At 71.2% G+C, this 6,884-nt stretch carries 6 protein-coding genes and 1 pseudogene; 1 reads left to right on the top strand and 6 read right to left on the bottom strand.

What is annotated here, in order from left to right; translation table 11 throughout:
• Positions 1-94: 94 nt before the first annotated feature.
• The 5 genes from VF697_RS09820 to ftsE form a co-directional block, all read right to left on the bottom strand.
• On the bottom strand, positions 95-1,297 hold the full coding sequence (locus tag VF697_RS09820; RefSeq protein WP_331093584.1) for a hypothetical protein: 1,203 nt from the start codon (positions 1,295-1,297) through the stop codon (positions 95-97).
• Positions 1,298-1,387: 90 nt separating this feature from the next.
• Entirely contained in the window at positions 1,388-2,272 is an 885-nt protein-coding gene (locus VF697_RS09815) for an alpha/beta fold hydrolase (RefSeq protein WP_331093582.1), read from the bottom strand.
• A 15-nt stretch (positions 2,273-2,287) separates the two neighbouring features.
• The gene (locus tag VF697_RS09810) at positions 2,288-3,433 is read right to left on the bottom strand and encodes a murein hydrolase activator EnvC family protein (RefSeq protein ID WP_331093580.1); all 1,146 of its coding nucleotides are present in this window, start codon (positions 3,431-3,433) and stop codon (positions 2,288-2,290) included.
• The gene (locus tag VF697_RS09805; protein WP_331093578.1) at positions 3,430-4,332 is read right to left on the bottom strand and encodes a cell division protein FtsX; all 903 of its coding nucleotides are present in this window, start codon (positions 4,330-4,332) and stop codon (positions 3,430-3,432) included. The genes VF697_RS09810 and VF697_RS09805 overlap by 4 nt, the downstream gene beginning before the upstream one ends.
• On the bottom strand, positions 4,329-5,024 hold the full coding sequence (gene ftsE / locus VF697_RS09800; protein ID WP_331093577.1) for a cell division ATP-binding protein FtsE: 696 nt from the start codon (positions 5,022-5,024) through the stop codon (positions 4,329-4,331). The genes VF697_RS09805 and ftsE overlap by 4 nt, the downstream gene beginning before the upstream one ends.
• 50 nt (positions 5,025-5,074) lie before the next feature.
• On the opposite strand from ftsE, the gene VF697_RS09795 reads away from it, so the two are divergent.
• Positions 5,075-6,574, top strand: a complete 1,500-nt coding sequence (locus VF697_RS09795) for a DASS family sodium-coupled anion symporter (RefSeq protein ID WP_331093575.1) — start codon at positions 5,075-5,077, stop codon at positions 6,572-6,574.
• On the opposite strand, the pseudogene VF697_RS09790 reads toward VF697_RS09795, so the two are convergent.
• Positions 6,547-6,884 (bottom strand): annotated as a pseudogene (locus tag VF697_RS09790) (hypothetical protein); the annotation flags it as partial. The gene VF697_RS09795 and the pseudogene VF697_RS09790 overlap by 28 nt on opposite strands.

Genomic DNA, 6,884 nt, shown 5'->3' with positions numbered 1-6,884 from the left:
AGGCGGCGCCCAGCGGAGCAGGTGGCGAACCGCCTTGGACACACCGCCAGCCCCTGGAGTGCCGCGACCAGGGGCTGGCGGAGGGGACCCGCGTCTAGCGCACGGCGACGCCGACGGCGAAGCTGTCGACGAGGTGGCCGTTGAGGGCCTCCGCGGTCAGCTTGCACGCCACGCCGGAAGTCGGGGTGGTCCAATTGTAGGTCGCGCTGCAGTAGCCACCGGAGGCGCAGCTGTCCCACATCTTCTTCAAGGTGCCGCCGCAGGTGGAGTGTAGACGGGCCTCGAAGGTTCCGAAGCGCGTACCGAAGTCCATCCACATGTCCACCGTGTACGCCATCCCGGCCTGCGCGCTGGGCAGGGTGGCGCTGGAGCCGCTGCGGTACACGCTCGTGTTCGGCACGCCCGGACCCGAGAAGTTGATGCTGTAGATGCTGGGGCGGGCCACGTACTCGCCCGTCACCTGCACGCTGCCCTCACCCGGGCCACCATCCACCGGAGCCGAGAAGGTCGTCACCTCCAACGACTCGGTGGTGCTCTGCCAACGGGAGGAGACCGTCACCGAGATGCGGCACACGCCGGGGCTGCTGTTGCTCCAGCGGGTGGAGGAGGACCAGGGGCTGCTGAAGGTACTGGTCGGGCAGCTGCTCGACCACGAGTACGACAGCGCATCGCCATCCAGATCCACCGCGTCCACCTTGAGCGAGATGGAGTTGCCAACGGTGACCTCCGTCCCCGAGGCCGTCACCGAGCGGATGAGCGGCCCGATGTCACCCTGCGACGGAGAAGGCGTCAGGTCATAGATGCGCAGGGTCACCGACGTGGAGCCACCGGCCACGATGGTGACGGTCGCGGAGCCAGAGGCCACCAGCGTGCCGCCACTCGTCGCGCCACCGTCCATCGAGCCCGCGTCCATCGCGGAGCCGCCATCCGACCAGCCCGCGTCCGACCAGCCCGCGTCCGTCGAGCCGCCGTCCGGCCAGCCCGCGTCCGTCGAGCCGCCGTCCGGCACATACGAGGACGAGTACCCCTCGGCGGTCAGGGTCTGCTCCCCGGCCGGCAGCAACAGGCGCCCGGAGAAGACGCCAGCGTCCGCGTTGTAGTCCAGCGTCCGGGAGACGTTGGCCGGCTGCGCGGTGATGACCATCCTGTCGATGTTGTACGCGGACAGTCCGCGCACCACCACCTGCGCCTCACCCTCACTGGACTGGGGCTGCTCCTCTTCCGGGGGCTGGCACGCCACCAGCGCGAGAGTCAGGCCCACCACCACGCCCAGCGCGCGGTCGAATCTCTTCCACATGTGATTGCTCCTACCTGGTGCCATGACGAGGCACTCGTCCGGTCACTCTATTAGAAAATTCCAATACCGGACAACTCGGAATTACACGAGCTACAGGCCGGAGGCGTCCGCGAACCGAACCAGTTCCGACAACAGCTCGTCGGGCCGCTCCACATGTGGGATGTGGCCGAAGCGCTCCACCACCCTCACCCGCGCATGCGCTGGCAGGTGCGAGCGGAAGAAGTCCAGGCTCTGGTGGGGCAGCAGCTTCTCACTCCCCCCCCACACGAAGAGCACCGGCATGGGGAGCCCCTTGAGCACCTCGGGCTTGAGGTACTCGCCCCTGGCCAGCGCGTCCGCGCTCAGCGCTCGCACCGCCGGGGTGGAGTAGATGCCGCGCACCATGTCGGCGAACACCATCATCAGCCAGGGCGGGCGGTGGAAGAGGCGCCGGGTGAGCGCGCGAGACTGCTCGGCCGTGCGCACGTCCATGGCCTCCAGCACCTCGCGGATGAGCTCGTGCCCCACGTCCGCTCCCGCGGGGGCCACCAGCCCCAGGGCCTTCACCAGCTCCGGGTGCTCCGCCGCGAGCTGCACCGACATGGCTCCGCCCAACGAGTTGCCCACCACGAAGGCCGGCCCGCCCACCACCTTGCGGCAGTACTCCACCAGCATGTCGTACTGGCCGCGCACGCACGTGGGCCCGAGGCAGTACTCCGGCGAGAAGCCATGTCCCGGCAAGTCCACCGCCAGCACCCGCTCGAAGCGCTTGGACAGTCCGAAGAAGAGGCGCGCGAAGCCGTTGGCCGCTCCGCCCAGCCCGTGCACCAGCAGGATCGGCGGCCCCTTGCCGCTCCCCTTCAACGCGTAGTGGTGGAGCGGCTGCCCGGCCACGTCCACCATCTCCGATTGCACCCCGCGCGCCACCAACATGCGCCGGGTCACCACTTGGAGGCCTGAAATGAGATCCACGGCCTGGAGACTACTCACCGCCATGCCGCGCCGCATCAGTTAGCGCGCGGGCGCCAGCCAAGGTGCCGGGTCCACCGCGTTCCCGGCCCGGCGAATCTCGAAATACAGGTAGGCGCCCTTGAGGGAGCCCGTGTCGCCTACCTCACCGACGACCTCGCCCGCCGTCACCTGGGCCCCCACCTGGGGCGTGACAGTGGACAGGTGCGCCACCAGCGAGTGGTAGCCGCCTCCATGGTCCAGGATGAGCAGGTTGCCGTAGCCGCGCAGCCAGCCCGCGTAGGCCACGGTGCCCTCGGCCACCGCCTTCACCGGCGTGCCCGCGGGCGCGCGGATGTCCACGCCCTTCTGCACGGTGACGGTGTTGAAGCGCGGGTTCACCACCTTGCCGAAGCCCACCTCGATGAGGCCCGGCGCGGGGAACGGCAGCTTGCCCTTGAGCGCCCCGAAGCCGGACGTGGCCGGGCCCTCGTTCAGGTCCTGGATGACGCGGCTGAGGTCCGCGTCCGCCTGCTCCAGCTCGCGCACCATGCGCCGCGCCAGCTCGGCCTCGCCCTTGATGGCGCCCACCACCTCCTCCAGCGCCTCCTGCTGCGCCCGCGCCAGCCCCGCCTGCTCGCGCAGGAAGCCGAGCCGCACGTCCAGTGAGCCCTGCAGCCGCCGCAGCTCGGCCGCCGCCTGGCGCCGCAGTCGCGCCACCCGCTGTACCGTGCGCAGCAGCCGCAGATCCTCCTCCAGCGTCGCCCGCAGCGCCCGCGAGCGCCACACCATGGCGGAGAAGTCCTTGGCGCTCAGCAACACCTCCAGGGGCCGGCGCCGCATCATCCGGTACATGCCCCACAGCCGCGGCGACAGCCGGCGCATCTGCGCGCGCAGCATCTGCTGCGTCAGCGCGTCCTCCTGCTCGGCCACGGCCAGCCGCTTGCGGAAGACGGCCAGGTCCCGCTCCAGCACCTTCACCCGCTGCGAGCTGGTGGCCGCCCGCTGCTCCACCATCTCCAGCACCTCGAGCGCGGACACCTTGCGCGACTCGATGAGCGCGAGCGCCGCCCGCTGCGTGGCCAGCTTCTCCCGGACGTCCGCCTGCTGCGACGCCTCGTCCAGCGCGGACGGCGGCGCCTCGGTCCCCTCTTGCGCGAGGGCCGCGGCACCACACAGCAGCAGCCAGAGGAGGACGAGCCGGCTCATACCCGCAGGAAGCGCCCCACCGCGATGAAGCTTCCGCCCAGCCCCAGCGCGCAGCCCGCCACCAGCAGCTCCAGGGCGATCGCCGGCTCCAGCAGCGGCACCATGCCCCCGGACCCCACCAGGAAGGAGAAGAGCGAGGCCAGCCCCGGCCCCACCAGCCGCTCGAAGGTCAGCAGGGCCGTGAGCGCCACCACCGCCCCGAGCAGCCCCTGCAGGAAGCCCTCGATGAGGAAGGGCGCCTTGACGAAGCGGTCCGTGGCGCCCACCAGCTTCTGGATTTCGATCTCCCCGCGCCGCGCGTAGATGGCGAGCTGGAGCGTCGCGGACACGATGACCACCGTGGCCAGCAGGACCACCGCGAAGGCCACCCAACCGCCGTAGCGCAGCGCCTTCGAGATGGCCGAGAGCCGCTCCACCGCCTCCTCGCCGTAGTCCACGCCGGTGACGCCGGGCATGGCGCGCAGCTCCTGCGCCAGCGCCTTCAGCGCGCCGGGCGTGCGCCGCTCCGAGGGCACCTCCAGCTCCAGCGAGGGCGGCAGCGGGTTCTCCGGCAGGTGCGTCAGCGCCTCGCCCAGGTCACCCAGCTCACGCTCGAGGCGCTCGAGCGCGACCCGCGGCGGCACCAGCGTGGCCCGGCCTCCACTGGTGGCCTCCATCCGCTCGCGCAGCACCGAGGCGCCCTCCTCGTCGAGCTCGGACGACAGGTACACCGTCACCTGCACCTCGCCCCCCAGCGAGCCGAGCAGTCCGTCCACCATCCGCCCCACGGCCTGCGCCAGCCCCGCGGAGAAGAGGGCGATGGCGATGGTCGTCACCGCGATGAAGTGGACGAAGGGCGCATGCCGCAGGCCCGAGGCCGCCGAGCGCCAGAAGTAGGCCGCCTTCGCCAGCACGCTCATCCCGCCGCCATCCGCCGGGCGGCCTTCACGCCGTCCTCGTCCGAGACGATCATCCCCCGCTCCAGCCGCAAGGTGCGCTTCTGGTAGCGGGTGATGAGGCTGGTGTCGTGGGTGGCCACCATCACCGTGGTGCCGCGCACGTTCACGTCCATGAGCAGGTCCATGATCTCCAGCGTGAGCGCCGGGTCCAGGTTCCCCGTGGGCTCGTCCGCCAGGAGGATGGTGGGGTCATTCACGAGCGCCCGGGCGATGACGACGCGCTGCTGCTCACCACCCGAGAGCTTCAGCGGCAGCGAGTCCGCCTTGTGCTGCAGGCCCACGAGCTTGAGCATGCGCTGCACGCGCTCGCGCGCCTCGGCGCGGGGCGTGCCCAGCACGTCCAGGGCGAAGCCCACGTTGTCGGACACCGTGCGGTGCGGCAGCAGCTTGAAGTCCTGGAACACCACGCCGATGTTGCGGCGCAGGTAGGGCACGGCCGACTCGCGGATGCGCGCGATGTTGCGCCCGCCCACGAGCACCTGCCCCTTGGTGGCCTTCTCCGCGCAGAAGATGAGCTTCATGAGCGTCGTCTTCCCCGCGCCCGAGGGCCCGGTGAGGAAGACGAACTCGCCCTTCTCCACATGGAGGTTGATGTCCGAGAGGACGGGCGGATCCCCGGGATACGCCTTGTAGACGTGGAACATCTGAATCATGGGCGGGGCGATTATGGCCCTGCTCGTGCCACCTGTGCCACGGTGGGCGCGTGGCCACGCCCAACTCCCCGAGTGCGACCTCCCCCGAGCCCTCCCGCACCCGCCGTTTCGGGTTGCTCGCCGGGCCGCTCGCCGCCGCGGCCCTGTTGCTCCTCCCCTCGGGGCTCCACACGGTGCCCGGCCAGGGACACCGCCCGGCCGCCGCCGCCGCCGTGGCCGCTTGGATGGCCCTCTGGTGGTTCACCGAGGCCGTCCCCATGGCCTGGACGGCCCTGCTCCCGCTCGTCCTCTTCCCGGCGCTGGGGGTCTTCGCCGTGGAGGGCCTGCCCGCCGCCGTGGCTCGCTCCACCCTACCCTACGTGGACCCCTACATCTTCCTCTTCCTCGGGGGCATGGCCCTGGGGGCCGCGCTGGAGCAGTGGCACCTGCACCGCCGCATCGCCCTGCTCATCATGCGCGCCATCGGCACCGCGCCCCAGCGGCTGCTGCTCGGCATGCTGGTGGCCACCGCGAGCATCTCCCTGTGGATTTCCAACACCGCCACCGCGGTGATGATGGTGCCCATCGGCCTGGCGCTCATCGCCCAGCTCGAGGCCAGCGAGGGCCGCCGGCTGGGCCACTTCGGCGCCGCGCTCATGTTGGGCGTGGCCTACGGCTCCAACGTGGGGGGAATCGGAACGAAGATTGGCAGTCCCACCAACTCCGTCTTCGCGGGCGTGGCCTCGCGGCGGCTGGGGGTCGAGGTGGGCTTCGTCGAGTACATGGTGGCCGCCCTGCCCTTCGTCGTCCTCTTCCTGCCGCTCGTGTGGTGGGTGCTGTGGCGCGAGGGGCGCAAGGACGCCCTGGGCCCCGGGCAGGGGGTGGACGTCATCCAGCGCGAGCTGGCCGCGCTCGGGCGGCTGTCGGGGGGCGAGAAGGTGGTGGGCACCGTCTTCCTCGTGGCCGCGGTGCTGTGGATGGGGGGCGACTTCTTCCGGGACGTGCTCGCCCCGTGGGTGGCCTCGGCCTTCGGCGGCTTCAAGCTGCTGGGCAAGCACTACGAGGCGGGCGTGGCGCTGCTCGCCGCCGGGACGCTGGTGCTGCTCGGCCGACTCTCACGCCAGGCCCTCGCCCGGGTGCCCTGGGACACGCTCTTGCTGCTGGGAGGGGGCTTCGCGCTCGCCGCCGGCATCGAGGGCAGCGGTCTGTCCACGTACATGGCCTCGCGCCTGTCGGGTCTCGAGTCCCTGGGCGCTCCCGCCCAGTACGGCGCCGTGGCCCTGGCCACCGTGCTGCTGTCGGCCGTGGCCTCCAACACCGCCACGGTGAACGTGCTGCTCAACGTGCTGCCCCCCTCGCTGCCCCTGCTCGCGGTGAGTACCTACGCCTCGTCGTGCGACTTCGCCCTGCCCGCGGGCACTCCGCCCAACGCCATCGTCTTCGGCAGTGGCTACGTGCGCCTGCCCACGATGATGCGGGTAGGCGTGGCGCTGGACGGGCTCGCCGTCGCGCTGCTCACCGCCTACGGGCTCGTGTGGGTGCGCTACTGGTTGTCCTCGCCCGCCAGGTAGCTGAGGATGACCTCGTCCAGGCTCTTCTCGGAGATGAGGTCCTCTCCGAAGAGCGTCTCCACGCCCACCTCGTTGATCTTCGGCGCGACCTGGAGGGCGCGCGCGGCGGCGATCTCCGGGGGGACGAAGGCGGCGGGCGGTGCGACGGGCTGCGCGGGCTTGGCGACGGGGGCCGCCGGGCGCGCGTGGGCGGAGTCCTCGGCCGGGCCGAGCTGCCCGGGCTGGTAGTGGCGCACCCCCGAGGTGTCGAAGCCGTCGTACACGCCGTTGATGAGGTTGCGCAGCATCTCCTTATGCTGCTCCTCCATCA

This window comes from Archangium sp., assembly GCF_036388035.1.
Classification (GTDB): domain Bacteria; phylum Myxococcota; class Myxococcia; order Myxococcales; family Myxococcaceae; genus Archangium.
The sequence above is the reverse complement of the archived record's forward strand: the minus strand, read 5'-3'. Positions and strand labels throughout refer to the sequence as shown.